This is a genomic window from Phycisphaerae bacterium, from assembly GCA_018003015.1.
GTDB lineage: Bacteria > Planctomycetota > Phycisphaerae > UBA1845 > PWPN01 > JAGNEZ01.
Window position 1 is genome coordinate 1 of sequence record JAGNEZ010000056.1, and the last position, 18,053, is coordinate 18,053.

Here is an 18,053-nt window from a genome sequence, read left to right on the forward strand (position 1 = left end):
TATGGTGAAATACTCGCTGTTGAGTCTAGTGCACTACTAACAGACGGAAGGCGCCGACCCTGTCGGGCGTGTGGAATCTCCGCCGCGGGTGTTAAGCCCGCAGGGTTCCGTGGGAATCAAGGCTAGTCTGATAATGAAGATGGACCGATCGTGAGTTCGGGCAGGCAGTTGATTTGCCGATACTATCCCAGGCCTGCAATGGTCCCCCGGGCCCTTCATCACGGTCCCGCAGGTGGTTATAATAACAGTGGTGCGGGGGGTCGGCTTGCCGGCCCGGCCGCTCAGGGCTACCTCAACAGAGTCGCGGGTGGCGCCTCTCGGCGGGGAACGGACTGAATGGCAGTTATCCAGTACCTGACCACCGCGCTGGTCGCCCCGTTCAAAAAGCGTTCGAATACCTCAGATCCGTCCGAGGGAAGGAGTTGTCACCGTGGTGCATTCGTCAAACTGGGTGAGATGGGGGATGGCCGTGCTGCTCGCCTTGTGCGGCTACGCTCCCTCGCGGGTCCAGGCTGAGTCCTGTGGGTGTCGCGCCAGTGACTTCGATGACGACTTGGACGTGGACCAATCCGACTTCGCCCATCTCCAGATGTGCCTGACGGGCTATTCGGTTCTCAGCGACTCCGCTTGTGCCGACGCCGATTTGGATGGCAACAACTTGGTCAATGCCGAGGATCTGCGGGCCTTCATCGCGTGCATGAGCGGGCCAGGGGTCGTACCCCAGGGTGGCGCCCTCGACAATTTCTTCATCAGTGAGTTTATTGCCTCCAACGGAACCGGTCTTGTGGACGAAGACGGGGAGCATTCCGACTGGATCGAGATCTACAATCCCTGCATTCCTGGCGCCAACCTTGAGGGCTGGTATCTGACCGACGACGCCACGAATCTGACCAAGTGGCGGTTTCCCTCCGTGATTGTGGGCAAGAACAAGTTCCTGATTATCTTCGCTTCGGGGAAGAACCGAAAAGACCCAAACGGCAAGCTGCATACGAACTTCAAACTGGCCAACGAGGGGGAATATCTGGCCCTCGTCGCCCCCGACGGCGAGACCGTGGTGCAGGCATTCCAGCCAACCTATCCGGAGCAGTTGCCCAACGTCGCCTACGGCCTGGCCCAGGCCGCTTCGAAGTCGATTCAGAGCCGGTCCGAAGTAAAATACCATGTTCCGACCTCCGGCGACTCGAGCCTTGGAACCAGCTGGACCTCGCCCGATTTCGTTGACTCGACGTGGCAGGACGGAATCTCCGGCCTGGGCTTCAGCTCCGTGGCTCCTGCATTCAAGGTTGATGTCTACAAGGCGAACATCTCGACCTGCGACATGGCCACGGCCAAAGGCGTGATCACCAATACCTCGCAGCAGGAATGGGCCGCGACCGGCACCTCCCCGATCATCGATTTCTTCAACAGCGGCGGCGCCGGGAACTACAGCAATAACCTCGCCTTCCCGGGCATGGAGAACGGCGCCGACGTGGAAAACTACGTCGTGCAGGTCACCGGCACCATCGTTATTCCGTCCATGGGTGAGTGGACCTTCGGCGTCAACAGTGACGATGGGTTCGAACTGACCCTGACCCGGGCGGGCACCGTCTTCGAGACCTCCTTCCCCGAGCCGCGATCCACTAGCGATACACTCGCGGTCTTCGAGATTACCGAGGTGGGGACCTACAACGTGAACCTGGTCTTCTACGAATGCGGGGGCGGTTCGGCCCTGGAGTTCTTCGCTGCCCCGGGCTCCTATGAGAGCTTCAACGCCGAAGCCTTCGATCTCGTGGGCGATACGGCCAGCGGCGGCCTGGCGGTCGGCGTTCTCGGCGGCGACATTGCGACTGACATCGGCGCGGAGATGCGCGACGTCAATTCGTCGGTCTGGGTCCGGGTCCCGTTCCAGGTCGACTCTCCGACGTCATACGAGTTCATGGCCTTGAGAATGAAGTACGAGGATGGCTACGTGGCCTACCTGAACGGGAGGGAGATTGCCCGCCGAAACAGCCCCGGCACTTTGGCGTGGAACTCGGCTGCCGCTTCCGACCGGTCCATCACCGAAGCGGCCGAGTACGAGGAGATCGACGTCACCACCTTCATGCGCCATCTGGTCCCAGGACAGAACCTGCTGGCGGTTCATGGACTCAATGATGCGGCCAACGACCCCGACTTCCTCGTGCTGCCCGAACTGGTCTTGGGCAACAACGTACTGTTGGCCCAGTATCTCTCCCCCCCGACGCCGGGAACATTCAACGTCGCCGGAGACGTCGATTTTGTCCGCTCGCTCGCGTTCAGCACGGAACACGGTTTCTTCAACACCCCGTTCCAGCTGGCCATCACTACACCGACGCCCGACGTGGAAATCCGCTACACGCTCGACGGTTCCACACCCACCGAGTCCAACGGCACAGTCTACACCGGCCCGATCACGATCAGCCAGACCAGCGTGGTCCGGGCGGCCGGCTTCAAGCTGGGCTACATCACCTCCCGGGTCACGACCCGGACCTACCTGTTCCTCGCCGACGTGGTCCAGCAATCGCCGAGCGAGCAGGCGCCCGGTCCAAACTGGCCGGCGCCGGGAAGCTCAGTCAACGGCCAGGACATGGACTACGGCATGGATCCGACGATCCTGAATGACGCTCGTTACGCGAACCTGGTCGATGACGCCCTCCTGGCTATTCCGACCATTTCCATGGTCACGGATCTGGCCAATCTGTTCAGTTCCACCAAGGGGATCTACGTCAACGCCGGCGGTGACGGGCAGGCCTGGGAGCGCCCGGCCTCGCTCGAGCTGATCCATCCCGACGGTACCGAGGGCTTCCAGATCGATGCCGGGGTGCGCATCCGCGGCGGCTACAGCCGAAGCGGTAGCAACCCCAAGCATGCCTTCCGGTTCTTCTTCCGTTCCGAGTACGGATCGGGCAAGCTGGCCTATCCGCTCTTCGGGGACGAAGGCGCTGCTGAGTTCGACAAGATCGACCTGGCTACGGCCCAGAACTACTCGTGGAGCTTTGAGTACGGCACCAAGAACACGTTCCTGAGGGATTTCTTCTCCCGAGATACCCAGCGCGACATGGGCAAGCCCTACGCCCGCGGGCGCTACTATCACTTGTATATCAACGGCGTCTACTGGGGACTTTTCTACACCGACGAGCGCTGCGAGGCCGATTACGCGGCCACCTATTTCGGCGGCACCGACAACGATTACGACGTGATCAAGGTCGCGCCCGACAATGGTTACACCATCTATGCGACCGACGGCGATGTGAACGCCTACCACGAACTCTGGCTGATGTGCGGAGAAACCGGATCGAGCTCAGGTTACTACCCCACGGTCTCCAACGAGACGTACCAGCAGATTCGCGGCTGCAATCCTGACGGCACACGCAACCCCGCGTACAAGGTCCGGGTCGACATTGACAACCTCATCGATTACATCCTGTGCACGATCTTCGTGGCCGATCCGGACGGGCCGGCCGCCTGGGGCGGTGATTTCCCGAACAACTTCTTCGCCATCGGGGATCGCGCCGGGCTGATGGGCTTCCGATTCTTCCGTCACGACGCCGAGCATTCGATGGGGTGCTCGACCGGCGATCCGAACGAGCAGCGTACAGGTCCCTATATCGCCGGTTGGACGTTTGATCGCTTCAACCCGTGGCGCATTCACCAGGACCTGATCACTTGCACGGACTACCGCATCCGGTTCTCCGATCGCGTCTACCAGACGATGTTCGACAACGGCCCTCTGACCACCCAGAACAACCTCAATCGCCTCATCGCCCGTCGCGACCAGATCGATCTGGCGGTCGTCGCGGAATCGGCCCGCTGGGGCGATTCCAAGGGTGAACCGCCGCGCAACAGGATCGATACCTGGCTCCCGGCAGTCAACTGGATCCTGAACAACTACCTCCCGAACCGTACCAGCGTCGTTGCCCAGCAACTTCGCAACAAGGGCTGGTTCAAGGATCCGCCAACGACGAGCGTTGCCGGCGGGAGCATACCCGTCGGTACCGAGGTCGTCCTTTCGAACACGAGTAGCCCGGGAACGATCTACTATACGCTCGATGGCATCGATCCTCGGCTGCCCGGTGGGGCGGTCGCACCAACCGCGCGCACCTATCAGCCAACGACGACTTCGGTCACACTCGTCCCGAAAGGTGCCCGGTGGAAATACCTGGACAACGGCTCTGACCAGGGCACGGCGTGGTACGCGAAGACGTTCGACGACAGCGCGTGGAAAGGACCACAGGCCGCTCGCCTGGGCTACGGAAACGACGGCGAGACCTCGCCCAAGCTCTCCTATGGACCGAGCGCCAGTAACAAGTACATGACCTACTACTTCCGAAGTACATTCGCCGTGGGCGACACGTCGAACATCACCGAGCTCAAGCTGAGACTGCTTCGCGATGATGGAGCGATGGTCTACATCAACGGCACCAGAGTCCCGACCCCGCACTCGGTGGACAATATGCCCGATACCTGGAACTATCTGACCAGGGCCTCCTCCGCCGGCGAGGAGCAGACCTACTACGAGGCCAGTGTCAGCCCGACAATGCTCATTCCGAACACCACCAACACCATCGCGGTCGAGGTCCACCAGGTTGACCCTACGAGCACGGATCTCGGCTTCGACCTCGAACTCGTCGCCACCAAGGTCAGCACCACCTCGGACAAGATCATCATCAACACCAACACGCGGCTGATCGCCCGCGTCCTCAACGGTGCGGAATGGAGCGCCGCCAAGGTGGCCGATTACATGGTCGGGCCCGCCAACCTCTACATCAACGAGCTCATGGCCGACAACAAGGTCACGCTTGAGGATCCCGACGAAGCCGGGGAGTTCCCCGACTGGTTCGAGGTCTATAATCCCAACCCCTTCCCAGTGAGCATGGGCGGTATGTATGTGACCGATATGCTCGGGTCACCGACCATGTGGAAGCTCCCGAATGATGTCATCATCCAGCCGGGCGAGTTCCTCGTCTTCTACGCGGATGAGGACACGGCCCAGGGGTCCACCCACGTCGGCTTCAAGCTGAGCAACAACGGTGAAGCGGTTGGCCTGTATGACCGCGACGGCGTGACCCCCATCGATACCGTCAGCTTCGGCGTTCAGCTCAAGGACGTGTCCTACGGCCGCTATCCCGATGCGACCGGCGGCTGGGGGAAGATGGCCACACCGACGCCCTGGGGCCCCAACTCGACCCTCGTGGGCCAGTGATCAGAACCGGGGTCGCCGTCCGTCGCCCAGTCGCGCGGGCCTGAAGTCAATCCTGGACAACCCCTCGCCCCGGTTGGGGGAGAAGGGCTGTTTTGTCGGCGCTTGTCGTGCGACCGCGAGTGGGGTCGGGGAACACACACCGGCCAGGCGAGTGACGGTTCGGCCGTTCACGAGTTTTTGGAGTGTGCGAGCGCTGCGGGGCGGGAGCGTTCGCAGCGTTGCCGGTTCGGCGAACGAACGGTCTCCCGAGGACCACACGCCGGTTTTGCCTGCTGGCCGGCTTGTGTATTACAATGCTGCCGGTCGTAATACGACCTGGAGCGACCCCGATGCTGGCAATGCACATGGCCAATGAGCTGCTGACGCCCGGGGTGGCCCTGCTATTCATGGTCGTCTCGGCGGGCGTGCTCATGCTGGCATCGGCTCGCGTGGGGGCGTCCGTTCAGCAGGACAGGATCCCGCTGATGGGCGTGCTCGGAGCGTTCGTTTTCGCCGCCCAGATGATCAACTTCCCGATCCTCCCGGGCACCAGCGGACATTTTGGCGGCGGCGTGCTCCTGGCCATTCTCCTTGGTCCGCATGCGGCCACGCTGGTCATGACCTCCATTCTCATCGTGCAGTGCCTCATCTTCCAGGACGGCGGTCTGCTGGCCCTGGGAACGAATGTCTTCAACCTCGGGATCGCGCCTGCCTACCTCGGCTATGCCCTGTTCCACCTGCTGGCCGGTCCGCGGCCCTCCGGCGGCCGACTCTACGCGAGCGTCTTTGTCGCCACGCTGGTCGGTATGGTGGCCGGCGCGGCCATGGTGCCGGTCGAGGTTCGACTCAGCGGTCTCTTCGTGGCTCCAATGCACGAGTTCCTGTTGGCGATGATCGGGCTGCACCTGCTGGTCGGCTTGGGAGAGGCGATCATCACCTTCCTGGTCATCGGCTATGTGGTACGCGTACGACCCGGATTGCTCGGCCCGGTGGCCGATCGCGTCTCGGCCGCCACCGGCAAGATCGGTCTGAAGGGGGTGCTGGCATCGTTCGTCGTGGTGGCCCTCCTGTTGGGTGGCGTGGTGGCCCACTGGGCGAGCGAGGCACCGGATGCCCTCGAGTCCATCACCGCGGCCGGAGGCCACCGGTCGGCGATGGTGGCGGCGAATGAGAACGAGACGATATCCAGGGCGACCGCGTGGCAGGAAAGGACCGCCCCGCTGCCCGACTACCGGTGGACAAGCCTGAGTGGGGTCGCAGGAACGGCGGTGACGCTGGCCATGGTGTGGCTCGTTGGACGAGGGCTGGCGCGGCGGAGGAAAGAGGCTGAGGGAGTTGCAAGTCGTGAGTGATGGGTGTCGTGCTGAGTTGAAGGTGCTGGGTGCTGGTTGCTGAGTGCCGACCGCTGACCGCTTCTATCATCCATGCATCACCACTACATAGACCGGTTCGCCTACCAGGACTCGCCGATCCACCGGCTGGACGCCCGCGCCAAGATCCTGGCCGTGCTGGTTTACAGCACGGTTCTGATCTCGCTGCCCCGGTATGTGATCCCGTCGGCGTGGTACGCCGTGTTGCCATTTGCCATGCTGGTTTGGGCGGGCGTGCCGCTGCGCTTCGTGGCCAAGCACACCCTCCTGGTGTCGCCTTTCGTGGTTTGCCTGGTGGCGTTCGCCCCGGTTTTCGACCGCTCCCCGGTGCGACTCGACGGAACATGGACGGTGGCCGGCGGTTGGGTGGCGGCCGCATCCATCCTGGTGCGGTTCGTGTTGGGCATGGCGGCGCTGATCGCCCTGGCGAGTACGACACGGTTCCCCGATTTGCTCCGCGGTCTGCGCCGGCTGGGTGTTCCGCACATCCTCGTTCTGCAACTGCAGTTCCTGTACCGCTACCTGTTCCTGCTGCTGGACCAGGCCATGCACCTGCGACAAGCTCGAACGGCCCGCGATGCGGGAAAGGGACCGCTCGCCTGGCGATGGCGAGGCGGCGCCGGGCAGATCGGCATGCTCTTTGTCCGTACCCTTGAACAGGCCGACCGGACGCACATGGCCATGCTCGCCCGGGGCTATGACGGGACGATCCAGATGGTCCGGCCGGGGCGCTGGCGACAGCATGACTGGGCCTTCCTGCTGGCGACGATCGTGTATGTCACGGTGCTGCGTTGGTGGTGATGGACCCGTTCACCCCCGAGCGGAGAACCGGAATGGAGGAAGTTGTCGTTGAGCTGCAGCTTCGGCGGGGAGGCCGGTGATGCCTGAGTATCTGCTCGCGGCGGAGAGCCTGTCCTACCGCTATGATGACGGCACCTGCGCCTTGGACCGGGTCGATCTCGGCATTGCTCCGGGCGAGAAGCTCGGACTGATCGGACCCAACGGTTCGGGCAAGAGCACCCTGCTGCTTTGCTTGGGCGGGCTGCTCACCGGTCAGGGAGCGGTGAAACTGGACGGCCGTCCACTGACCCGCTCGGATTTCAAGGCCTCCCGCGGGCGAATCGGGCTGATCTTCCAGAGCCCCGACGACCAGCTCTTCATGCCGACGTTGGAGGAGGATCTGGCGTTCGGACCGATCAATCAGGGGCTTGACCAACACGCCGCCCACGAACGCGTCCATCAGGTAGCCGACCGGATGGGCCTGGACGCCATGCTCGGGAGGGCCCCGCACCACTTGTCCATGGGTCAGAAGCGAAACGCCGCCATCGCGGCCGTCCTGGCCATGAGACCCGCGATCCTGCTGATGGATGAACCATCCAGCAATCTGGACCCTCGATCGCGGCGAAGACTGATCGAAGTCCTGGCCGATCTCGATACGGCCATGTTGATCGCCTCCCACGATCTGGCCCTGGTGGGCCGCCTCTGCCGGAAAGTCATGCTCATCGACGAGGGCCGGATGGTAGCTGACGGCTCGACGACCGAGATCCTCGGCAACGCCGAACTGATGGAAAGCCATGGATTGGAGCGGTGGACGACGCGGTAGGCGGTTGGCCGGTCGTGGATCTCGGCCTGGTGGTCATCCTCTTCGTGCGGCACTGGAAAGCTCCCCTTGGCCGGGGCGGGGACCGTCTCCCCTGGCCGCGACGGCCTGCCGCCAGAGTATCGCGGTCTTCTCAATCAGCTTGACCCGGTCGATCGGCTTGCTGACGTAGTCGTTGCAGCCGGCACGGATGCACTTCTCCCGGTCGGTGGCCATAGCGTGAGCGGTGAGGGCGATGATCGGTCCGGTGTGCCCGTGATCGCGCAGCCGGTGAGTGGCTTCGTAGCCGTCCATGATCGGCATCTGCATGTCCATGAGAACCACGTCGAACGGCTTGCCGCTGTTCCCGGCTGCGAGAGCCGCATCAATCGCCAGCCGCCCGTTCTCGACTACGGTGGTACTGGCCCCCGCCTTGTGGAGGATGTGGGAGATCAGGCGTTGGTTGTCCGGGCCGTCCTCGGCGATGAGAATCCTGCAGTCTCGCAGCGAATGGCTCCGGGCTTCATACTGGGCCCGTCGCTCCTCGGCGGTGACCACCGTGGCCGAGGCCGGATCGGCGATCATCCGGACCCCCTCGAGCGGACCCGTGGCAACACTGACCCGAAACTGAGTCCCAACCCCAGGCTGGCTTTCGACCACGACCAGGTCGCCGCCGAGCATCTCAGCCAGACGTTTGCTGATCGTCAGCCCCAGTCCGGTACCCCCGTACCGCCGCGTGGTCGAACTGTCCGCCTGCGTGAAGGGGTGAAACAGCCGGCTGACCTCCTCGGCGGACATGCCGATGCCGGTGTCGAACAAGTCGAACTGCAGCAGGGGAACAGTGTGTTCGCTGTCCATGCCGATGACCAGCCGCACGTGGCCGAACTCGGTGAATTTGATGGCGTTGCCCGCAATGTTGATCAGGATCTGACGCAGACGGATGGGGTCGGTCTGGATCATCTCCGGGATCGCACCGGCAAACTCGACCTCGAGCGAGAGCCCCTTGGCATTGGCCCTGACCCGCAGCAGCGAGATGACCTCGGCGACGATCTGGCAAGGCGAGCAAGACGCGTACTCAATACTCATCTTCCCGGCCTCGATCTTCGACAGATCCAGGATGTCGTTGATGACGCCGAGCAGATACTCACCGTTGCGGCGGATTGTCTTGAGGGCCTCGACCCGCTCCGGCGGCGCATCGGCCAGACTCCCGTTGTCCAGCAGGATTTCTGTGAAGCCGAGAATGGACGTCATCGGCGTACGTATCTCGTGGCTCATATTGGCCAGGAAATCACTCTTGGAACGACTGGCCGCCTCCGCCTCTCGGGTGGCCCGCTGGAGGTCGGCCTCGGTTCGCTTCCGCTCGGCATTGGTCAGAACCTGGGCGATCTGGTCGGCCATGACCCCCACGAAGACCGTCTCGTCACTGTGCCATTGGCGCTTCGGCCCGGTATGCCCGCACACCAGCGCCCCAACCGCCTTGCCTCCGGCACGGATGGCCCCACTGAGAAGCGACGTGATCCCGTGAGGAATCAGAATCGCCTCAGCGAGTTCCCGGGTCCGAGAGTCCATCAGCGCGTCGACCGCGTCAATCGCCCGGGCGGAACGGAGCACATCGACCATGCGCCTGTATTGATCCGCGCGCAATTCCTCGCCTTTCAGGTGGGCGCGGTGATCACGATCGAACAGATCGTGACATACGATTCGCTTCTGATCGTCGCTCAGAATCCAGACGCTCACACGGGAGACGCTGAGGGTGTCAGCGGTCAGCTCGGTGATCGCCTGGACGGCACCCGCGAAGTCGCCCCTGGTGACCGCTGCATGATTGACGATCCGAACAGTCGCGGCCTGCTGGGCTTGGATCCGGTCCAGCCGTGCGGCCTGTTCATCCTCGGCTTGCTTGCGAAGCGTGATGTTCGTCGCGATGCCAACGAACTGACTGATCGGCTGGTCGTCATGGCGGACGGGACTGAGGACGATCTGCCAGACCGTCCCGTTCCCGTCCGGCTGCACATACCCGGCCTCGAGAGAGACTCTCTCGCCGAGCAGGACTCGTCGAACGCCCTCCTCGACCACCGGCCGGGAGCGCTCGGCCCACAGGCCGGCGAACGGTCTGCCCAGCGTCTCGGCTTCCACCAGGCCCAGGGCAGTCAGACCGTTCCCGTTGATCGTCAGACACTGTCCCTGGCCGTCGACCAGGAAGACACCGTTGGGCGAGCCCTCCACCAGGCTTCGGTGGCGGCGATCCGAAGCCCCAACCGCCAGTGCGGTATCCCGCGCATGCTGCTGGGCAACAAAGCGGCCGACTAACATGATCGCGATCAACAAGGTCGCGCCCATTGGAGTCAACCGGCCCTTGATGACGCTCCCTTGCCATGCACGAGCGTCCCAGTTGATTTCCACGACGAACGGCTCAGGCCCGCCATCGGTCCAGTCGGAGAAAGGCACCCACGCGGTCGCCCAAACGCCCTCTCGGCCCGGTACGGGCTCGACGACGGACGGTTGATGCGATTCAAACGTACCCTCGAGTTGAGCGGATGCGGGTGAACAGACGCTTCCGGCCGGGCAACCACCTTCCGCAGAAGCCGGCTCAGAGTCAGCCAAGACCACGACCCGGCCACCCCTTCGCGAGAGCAGGCGAATCAAAGGGCAGCCGGAACTCGCTTCACGCAACAGCGCCAGCTGCTGCTTGGCAACGGCGAAGTCCGGGAGTGCGAAATCGGCGGGAGTGCCGGTGAGATGGCGGATCTTGCCGCGGTCAAGTGCGGCCGCCACCAGTCTCCCCCGGTTGACTATGTCGTCGCACATCGATTGGCGGATTCGGATCTCCACGAGATGCGCACCGATCCAGCCGGCGACCAGGATCAGACTCAGTTCCAGGCCAAGCCAGGATCGACAAGCTCGCCCGATCCGGTCACGCGGCGCATCCTGGTCCATACAACGCAGATAGTGCCGCCAGATCGCCGCGACGACCAGAACGGCCAGCATGGCCCTCACCGCCTGAATCGGTATCCCCACCGTCTCCAGAAACGCAGCTTCGTTGAGGACGGTGGCGGGCAGGAATCCGACCCGGGGCGTCGCGAGAACCGAGGTGATGGCCAACGCACCTACGCCCAATCCGGCACCGGCCAGCCAACGACTTCGGGCACCGGCCCTGCCGGTCTCCTGGGCAAGTGCCAGGGCAGCCCACAGCCCGCCAATCATGTCGAGGGCGTAGCGGGTGGAACAACGCAGACCCGCCGGGCCAGCCACAACGCCAGAGAGGGCCAAGGCAATCAGGGGGATGAGCACCCACTGTCCCGGACGGCGGCCGGTCGAGGTCGCCCAGGACGCTCGGCCAAACTCGGTCAGCGACAGACCCGCAGCCAGTGACGTCACCACGACGACGAGCAGGAGCGACGCATTCCTGTCCGCCCCAAAGATCAGCAACTCACTCCAATGCTGCAGCCCGGTGGCCAGGCCGTACACGGCCAGCCAGATCCAGGCCAGACCGGAGGCAGCCCGGCGGTGCAAGGCCAGGCAAAGGCACGCCAGCAGCATCTGGGACAGGCCGTGGACAAAGTGGATGTAATCCAGCTCTGTCGTGAACACCCGCGACATCCTCCAGTCACCTTGAAGCCAAAACGCTCGATGGGGAATTTGCACCCCGACGTTCTGTGATCGGTCAGTTCGCAGCCTCCATTGACGATTACCGCCCGCGATTTCATGGCTGCAAACGCGAGACGGCAACGGGCCGGGACGGGACGCGGTCTGGTAACCGAGCAACGCCCGATATAGCCGGCTTGGCTGGAGTGACTCGTCAGGGGGGTGGCCATACGGCTGGTCAAAGACCCATGCCTTCATCCGCAGCAAATATGCTCTCGGCGAGCCGTGGCCGTACTCGTCGGGCGGAGGAATATGACCGGCACAGCGGCCTGGTAGCTGCCGCTCGCTGCGGGGACGATAACTGTGATTCCCCGGCCGACCGGCACCGAGTGGCAATCATGCCGGCCCCAGATGGATAGCCAGGTTGGGACGCAACATCTGGCAGCGTTCCGCTGGCTCAAGGACGGAACAGCGTGTGGCAGGCGTTGCAGGTGGACTGCACGCGCTCGAGAGAACGCTTGGCCTCCGGGAAGTTCTTGTGCTTGGCCGCCTCCCCGACCGCGTTGGCCTGATCACGGAACTTGTCGACCAGACTCAAGTAAGTGGCCCGATCATTGGCGCTCAGGTTCAGGTCCTTACTGATCTCGGCCATACCGGAACTGGCCTGGGCCATGTTCGTTGCGACCTCGGAGAGCTGATCGGCGCGCCGCTGCTCTTCAACCGCACCCTGCTCAGATTCGGAGAGCGGATCGAAGGTGAGCTTGTGCATGAGATCCTTCAGCCGCTGGTTCTGTATGGCGTGCATGGCCGGCTTGCCGGTGTCCGCCAGACGCCGCTGATACCGTTGCTCCGCAGTCGGCCCGCATGAGGCGAGCGCCAGCACGATCAGCGCAAAACCGCCAACGCCGGCGGTAATCAGGGTGCGGCGGATGATCCGACGGGGAGACGGGAAGACCTCACGCATGATCTGCTCCTCCAACCTGAGTCCCTAGAGATGACCCTGCCTGGCAACGACGCCAAGTTCCGTGTGGGCAGGTTATTCCATCCATCCTCAGGATTCAAGCGGTTCCCGGCTCCGGGCGTCGAATTCTGCTTGCCTGAAGCCATGCCGGGATCAGCGAGATCGCCACCGGTCAAGCAACTTGCTGACCGAATTCTTGTCGAAGTCCTTGGGCTGCGGCTTGTCGAGCCCGGCCTCAAGCTGCTCGAAGGTCGGCGTCTTGGACGGTACTCCGTCGGCGGGGACTTCCAGACCCGCGACCCAGGCAACCGCGTTGAGCACGATCTTGCGGTAGTCGTCGTTCGCCCAGTTCCAATGGATATGCCCGCCGGTGAAGCCGAATCCCCGCCCACCGCCGGGTCGTTCGAAGACCCATGCCGTGTGCTCGGGCATGCCCTTGCGGGCTCGGACGTGCTGGTTTCCGCTGTGAAAGCCATCTGGCCGCTCGCGGGTGGCGTCCGGTGGAAGGGCCGTGAGAATCGGAGTGACCTCTTTCATGTCCTCCGGAAACCGCATGTGATAGTACCACTCGTCATCGATCGCGAACGGCCGGACACCGCGGGCGACGGGATGTCTTGGAAACTCCTTGTACTCGGCCGTCCAGAAGGGATTGACCGACCAGAAACCTTCGAAGTAGCCCCCGATCCACTTGAGAAAGCGGTCCCCGGCTTCGCCCTTGGGGACCTCGACCGCGTAGTGAAGACAGGCGAGGTTGACGCCCTTGTCGATCAGTGCCTGGACCTCCTTGAGATGAGGGATGATGGGTTGCCCGCCGCCACCGTCGGCGTAGATGACCACAGCGTTGGCATTGTCGAAAGCCGTCGGCTCTTTGGGCCAACCGTTGTGGTAGACCGTGGCCAGGATGCCAGGCATGTTCTCGTTGAGCAGCTTGGCCAACAACGCGCAGCCGGCGTTGTGTTCGTGTTCGCCATAGCCGTGACTGGACGGGCCGGCGACGAAAACGACTTTCCTCCTACCCTCCAGGGGAAGCCGTTTCAGCAAAACCTTGCGGAACTGGACTTTCATTGGCGGACCGGCGTGGAGCTGCAGAGCGATGATGCCGCTGAACCTCCTCATCTCTCTGTCCTCGTCGGTGGTATCGGACATGACCTGTCCGTTGATCTCGTGGATGAGCCGGTTGCCGCAGGCCACGATCCGGTAGAGGTTCCAGTCCTCCTTCTTGATCCGTTCACCGAGTTTGGCCCGGTCACCGACTTGGCCAGTGACCTTCGGTTTGTGGTCTGCGCCGATCACGACCTTGTCGCCCCGCGGGGCGATGATGCCGCGGTCGCGCTCGGCGTAGTGGGCCCCCGTCCATTCATTGGCTGCGTCCACGTCCGCCTGGTAGCCGCCGACCACCCACTTGCCGACCTGGGGCATCTCGAAACTGCGATACTGGACGCCGCTGTTCCCGCCGAAGATGCGGAACTCGAGCCTGAGTTCGAAGTCATCAACCAGGCCACCTCGCCAGATGAGGAAGGTGTTCAGCTTGATCGGCTTGTCGGCCGTGGTCTGCCCCGTGATGGCTTCGTCCTCAACCCGCCAGAGGTCGGGATCACCATCCCAGCCGGCTAGTGTCTTGCCGTCGAAGATCGGCTTGAAGCCGTCATCCCCCGCCGCAGCTGCTGGGGCAGGGAATACGCTCAGCACGACGAGGCCGCAAAGTACTTTCAGGGCGAGAATCCTTGGGGACATCCGACACCTCCCTCGGGGTATTGGGGGACACACGACCGATATCGCACCATAAGCGTAGCGTCCGCCTGGTGAGGACGCAAAGAAGTGTTTTGGGGAAACCACGCCTTCACGATGCCATGACGACGAAGCCCTGAGTTGACCTTAAGTCATTTATTTGAAGTGTTTTACATGTTCTTGATGCGGCCGTCGCCCATCCCTCCCCTTCGTCCGGCAGCACGACGGACGCCTGCAATATCGGGCGGACAGGGTGGGTGGCCCCCCGATTCGCGCGGCTCGGCCAATGACCACCGAGAAAACGCCGGACGACGAGGATAGGATTGATTAAGTCGCCGATGGGGGGGGGAAAGATGAGTCGTTTCATTCCATCAAATGTCATTGCTCACGCCGTCTGCCAGGCCGTCCGAATGACTCCCGAAGACCCCATGCCCACGGATCCCGCTGTCCACCTGTTTCGTCTCACCTATGGACTCACCGAATACGAACGCCTCGAAGTCATGCGCATGGTACGGTGCATGATGGCATCCAGTAGATCCTCCAAGATCTGACCAACAGACAGACCGCGACGACCGGCTGCTCCGAGACGAATTTCGGTGGCTGGTTTTCTCTACCTTACCTCACAGTCCCCGGCATCGATCAAGGTTCTGCCGCCCGGCTCTCGGGAGCTGTCGTGTTCGACTCGCCGGGTCGGCCGGTTTCCTCCGCCGGAGCCGTGGCCCCCGCCGGGAGCGGGAGATGCCGGGCAAGAAACTGATCGATCTTGTACCAGCAGTAATCGCTCACGCTCTGAGCAAGATCCATGGTGTGCGGCCATCCCGCGAGACGCACATATTCACAGGGAACATCGAGCTCCTTCAGCCTTGTCGCCAGGGCGTCGGCTTGCTCGATGGGCACGGTATCGTCGATCGTGCCGTGCAGAATGAGCGTCGGCGGAGCATCCCTGGTCAGGTGGGTGAGCGGCGACGCTTGCCGGTACATCGCCTGAGCCTCCTGGTATTGCCTGCCGCCCATGAAGCTGACAACCACGGGCTGCGAGCGGGCGAACGGAGTGGTCAGGTCAGTGGGCCCGTAGAAGTTGATCACTGCTTGGACCCGACTGCTCGCTCGGGAATTCTCCCCGTCGCCTTCCAGCTCTGCGACCTTGGGTGAGTAACCCAGCATCATGGCCAAATGCCCCCCGGCCGATCCGCCCATGGCTGCAATCCTGTCCGGATCCACGTGCAGGACGTTCGCGTTGGCCCGCAACCAGCGCACCGCGCACTTGACGTCGTGCACGGCCGCCGGGTAGGGGGCCTGGCCCGAGAGCCGATAGGAGACAGTCGCGGCCACGTAGCCTCGCTCCGCAAGCTTGATGCAGTAGGGTCGATAGACGGAACGATGCCCGCTCTTCCAGGCCCCGCCGTGGATCAGCAGAATCGCGGGTACATTCCTCTCCAGTTTCCGTGGTTGGTAGAGATCGAGCTTCAACGAAATGTCGCCGACGCGGCCGTACTCCACGTCGGGCTTGACGACGACGTTGGCCGGCGTCAGCGCCAAGAGGTTGATGAGTCTGACTTCCCCGCGCCCGATGGCCGCCTTCACCTCTTCGGTCGAGGCATAGCCCTTGGGAGGCGCCGGAGCCGATGTGGTCAGGGGGCGAGCCACCAGGCAGGTGGAGCCGGCAAGAACGATCCAACTGACCAAGCACAAACGCCGTGAAAGAGGCCGAGACGCGAGCATGGTGGCGATCCTCCTCGCTGGACTCCGTCTGGGAGACACAGCTACCCATACGCGAGAAAGGGCCACCCGTCCAGCGGCGCAGGCCTTCCGCTCTGACGTTTGGATGCACGCCGCAGGACCCAGTCGTTCCGGCACAGTCCTCCCCATGAGCAAGATCCTCCCATCCTGCCCAATCGAGTCACGCCCGGAACAGGCCACCAGCCGGGTGAACAGCAGGCCGCCGAGCACCCTTCCGGCCATGACCCGATTCGTGGATGCCCACGATTCTCGATTGGGCCGCAACCACCACTTGCATTCCAACCCACCAGGGCCCAAGATGTCGCCATGAGCCAGTTCTTTGCCAGGAAACCGCTTCAGATGCTGATGGACGAGATGGCCGGCGAACACCGCCTCCGGCGAGTGTTGGGCCCCATTCAGCTCACTTTCCTGGGTATCGGCTGTATCATCGGGACCGGCATCTTCGTGCTGACCGGCGTGGCCGCTCATGATAAAGCCGGACCGGCCCTGATGCTGTCCTTCGCCGTGGCGGGAATGGCCTGCATCTTCGCGGCACTGTGCTATGCGGAATTCGCCTCCATGATCCCGGTAGCCGGCTCCGCGTACACCTACGCCTACGCTACCCTCGGCGAACTGCTGGCCTGGATCATCGGCTGGGACCTGATCCTGGAGTACGGAGTGGCCTCGGCCGCCGTGGCCAACGGATGGTCGCATTACTTCCAGCAGTTCATCGGGATGTTCGGCCTCCATCTCCCATCTTTCCTGACCGTCGCTCCCTTTGATTTCAGTCCGGAGACCGGTCTGCCCCAGATGACCCGCAGCCTCATCGATTTCCCCGCCATGTTCATCGTGGTGGCCATGACGATCCTCCTGGTCATCGGGATCCGGGAAAGCGCGGGTTTCAACGCGATCATGGTGATCATCAAGCTGGCGGTTGTTCTTCTGGTCATTGTGGTTGGCTGGTCTTTCGTGAAACCGGAGAACTGGCAGCCATTCGCTCCGTACGGCTACGGCGGACTGAGCTTCTTCGGTACCACGGTCTGGGGCGACGTGAGCAGGGGCGGCGAGCCGATGGGGATGATGGCCGGAGCCGCAACCATCTTCTTCGCCTACATCGGCTTCGACGCGGTCTCGACGCAGGCGGAGGAGGCCCGTAATCCGCGGCGAGATGTCCCCATCGGCATCATCGCCTCGCTGATCGTGTGTACCGTCTTGTACATCGGGGTGGCCGCCGTGCTGACCGGCATGGTGCGCTACGACCAGATCGAGATCAACGCCCCGGTGGCGGCGGCTTTCAAGCACGTCGGGTTGCGCTGGGCGGAGTTCGTGATCTCGCTCGGCGCCCTGGCCGGCATCACCTCGGTCTTGCTGGTGCTCATGCTCAGTCAGCCGCGGGTGCTGCTGGCCATGGCCCGCGATCGGCTCCTGCCGCCGGCCTTCTTCGCGGCGGTGCATCCCCGGTTCCGGACGCCGTGGAAATCCAGCATCGTCACCGGCATCTTCGTCGGACTGATGGCCGCCGTTCTGCCCCTGCGGATTCTGGCTGAACTGGTCAATATCGGGACGCTTCTGGCCTTCACCATCGTGTGTGCGGCCGTTCTGATCATGCGCAAGACCCAGCCGAACGCCGAGCGGCCGTTTCGAGTGCCGTTCGCCCCCGTCGTCCCTGTGCTGGGCATGATCATGTGCCTGCTGCTGATGTTCTCGCTGCCTTGGCAGAATTGGGTGCGGTTGGGCGTCTGGCTGGCGGTTGGCTTCATCATCTACTTCGGATACGGCCGCTACCGCAGTGTCCTCGCGCCCAACCTCGAGCGGCTCATCGGAACACAGGGGGTCTCAGGTAGCGGTTTCCCGGTCGCCGAGATCGAGCAGCCAACCGAAGATCCTCCCCCCGGCCCCGCAGATGGCCCCCAGCCCCCACAAGCATGATCAGGG

At 63.2% G+C, this 18,053-nt stretch carries 9 protein-coding genes; 5 read left to right on the top strand and 4 right to left on the bottom strand.

All coding sequences use genetic code 11. The annotated features are described in order from the left end of the window. Window positions 1-430: 430 nt before the first annotated feature. The 4 genes from KA354_19385 (at window position 431) to KA354_19400 (ending at window position 8,152) form a co-directional block, all read left to right on the top strand. Window positions 431-5,200: a lamin tail domain-containing protein gene (locus tag KA354_19385; protein MBP7936810.1), complete on the top strand. Its 4,770-nt coding sequence runs from the start codon at window positions 431-433 to the stop codon at window positions 5,198-5,200. 329 nt (window positions 5,201-5,529) lie between these two features. Continuing rightward, window positions 5,530-6,531 carry an energy-coupling factor ABC transporter permease gene (locus KA354_19390; GenBank protein ID MBP7936811.1) on the top strand — a complete coding sequence of 334 codons (1,002 nt, stop codon included), beginning with the start codon at window positions 5,530-5,532 and terminating at the stop codon, window positions 6,529-6,531. A gap of 72 nt (window positions 6,532-6,603) precedes the next feature. Then, complete coding sequence (cbiQ, locus tag KA354_19395) at window positions 6,604-7,350, top strand: cobalt ECF transporter T component CbiQ (GenBank protein MBP7936812.1); 747 nt, start codon at window positions 6,604-6,606, stop codon at window positions 7,348-7,350. A 79-nt stretch (window positions 7,351-7,429) separates the two neighbouring features. Then, entirely contained in the window at window positions 7,430-8,152 is a 723-nt protein-coding gene (locus tag KA354_19400) for an ABC transporter ATP-binding protein (protein ID MBP7936813.1), read from the top strand. A gap of 33 nt (window positions 8,153-8,185) precedes the next feature. Here the strand turns inward: KA354_19400 and KA354_19405 are convergent, their stop codons facing one another. From KA354_19405 to KA354_19420, 4 genes are all read right to left on the bottom strand, one after another. Beyond that, on the bottom strand, window positions 8,186-11,716 hold the full coding sequence (locus KA354_19405) for a response regulator (GenBank protein MBP7936814.1): 3,531 nt from the start codon (window positions 11,714-11,716) through the stop codon (window positions 8,186-8,188). 451 nt (window positions 11,717-12,167) lie between these two features. Then, a complete protein-coding gene (locus KA354_19410) occupies window positions 12,168-12,674 on the bottom strand; it encodes a cytochrome c (protein MBP7936815.1) in 507 nt (168 codons plus the stop codon). Window positions 12,675-12,824: 150 nt separating this feature from the next. Continuing rightward, a complete protein-coding gene (locus KA354_19415; protein MBP7936816.1) occupies window positions 12,825-14,405 on the bottom strand; it encodes a DUF1080 domain-containing protein in 1,581 nt (526 codons plus the stop codon). Between the two features lie 633 nt (window positions 14,406-15,038). Next, window positions 15,039-16,121 carry an alpha/beta hydrolase gene (locus tag KA354_19420; protein ID MBP7936817.1) on the bottom strand — a complete coding sequence of 361 codons (1,083 nt, stop codon included), beginning with the start codon at window positions 16,119-16,121 and terminating at the stop codon, window positions 15,039-15,041. 324 nt (window positions 16,122-16,445) lie between these two features. Between KA354_19420 and KA354_19425 the strand changes: the two genes are divergently transcribed. Beyond that, complete coding sequence (locus KA354_19425) at window positions 16,446-18,047, top strand: amino acid permease (GenBank protein ID MBP7936818.1); 1,602 nt, start codon at window positions 16,446-16,448, stop codon at window positions 18,045-18,047. Window positions 18,048-18,053 lie beyond the last annotated feature (6 nt).